This is a genomic window from Acetanaerobacterium elongatum (assembly GCF_900103835.1).
Classification (GTDB): Bacteria; Bacillota; Clostridia; order Oscillospirales; family Ruminococcaceae; genus Acetanaerobacterium; species Acetanaerobacterium elongatum.
The window spans coordinates 1-1,379 of sequence record NZ_FNID01000072.1 but is presented as its reverse complement, the minus strand read 5'-3'; the positions used below and the strand labels follow the sequence as shown (position 1 = coordinate 1,379).

At 46.6% G+C, this 1,379-nt stretch carries 1 protein-coding gene; it reads right to left on the bottom strand.

The genetic code is table 11. From position 1 onward, the window contains the following. Positions 1-728: 728 nt before the first annotated feature. Entirely contained in the window at positions 729-956 is a 228-nt protein-coding gene (locus BLR50_RS14215) for a hypothetical protein (RefSeq protein WP_092643818.1), read from the bottom strand. Positions 957-1,379: the final 423 nt, after the last annotated feature.

The following is a 1,379-nucleotide window of genomic DNA, read 5'->3' as shown; positions in this document are numbered from 1 at the left end:
GAAAGACCTCGAGAGACCTTCTTCAACACGTCTCGAGGCCAGATTCCCCTACTGCCGTGAGCCGGCATATTGCATATTGAGTGCATATTGCATATTGCATATTGAGTGCAGCACTTTCCACAGCATCATCTTTCAGGATCTGGAATAGCTCCACTGGAATTCTATCACTGCTGGGAGCCAGTGAGGAACTCCGCCCATGACAAAGGTCATGAGGAAGGAGGCTCGGCATACGCAAAGGCGGGATCGAGCTTCAGGAGTCCCCCTGGAAATTCTCGAGCATATACCCCCAAAACCAGAGTCTGCCTACTTTCTGCTTGTGCTTTCACCTAAACCTCTGACTTTACGGGGGGCTCTCCCCCACTACCTCTCTCTGAAAAAAGAGTTAGCTTACAGTTCCAGTTAATAATTCCTGGGTGTGACAGTGTTTAACCTACAAACTCCTTTGGAAATCCTCTAGCCTGCCTGAATAGGTTTTTCCGGCCACATGGGATTGTTCAGAGCCTCCCAACTGTGAGAGGCAGGAGATGTTCTAAACTGTCTAAACACAGATTCTTTTGAGTAGTTACAAGATTGATTAGAAATTGTATTGGTGAATGGTTTTTCACTTGTTGGGCCATTGTTTGCTGCTAAGTTTCCATATCCCTTACCTGCTGTGTCCCTGGCAGTGTATTGATTAATATAATTGGTGTAAGTAGTAGCTTTAATGTTTGTAACCTGGGACCCTTGAGTTAATTCTTTTTCTTGTTATAGCCCACCACACCTTTGCTCTGTAGGAATGCAACTTTATCTAATGCTTTTTTGGAGGGTGGCTCCTGACCAACCACCTTTAGAGAAAAATAAGTTTTCTGAAGAAAAGGTCTTAAAATGTTAACAGGCCTCCGGGCCAGAAGATGATGCAAATCACCTAAGCTTTTGCATATGATAAGTTTGCAGGAAGAAAGCCTGGTTTGCTGCAAGACTCGACCCCTTCCCCCATTATCCTCTATGCATAACTTAAGGTATAAAAACTACTTTGAAAAATAAAGTGCGGGCCTTGTTCACCGAAACTTGGTCTCACCATGTCGTTCTTTCTCTTACCTTCTGGCTGAATTATTCAGCCTCTTTTCTCCACTGAATTTCCTCACTGAGCTATCCTCATTCTATTACTCTTTATATCCTTAATTAACATTTAATTAAGCAGTGGTTTCCTGATCTTCGCCTACGCCGTCTCTCCTTCGAATACCCTGGATCAGCCGGGGCTGGTCCCCGGCACCCTACCATGGCTCGAGAGCAATGAGGCGCTCGCCCTCGCCACTCGCATGGAGACCCGACTTCCCTGGCGCCCCACGAGAGGCTCACTGACCTCGCCGTCGTACCTCGTGAGAAACCGCACACTGGGG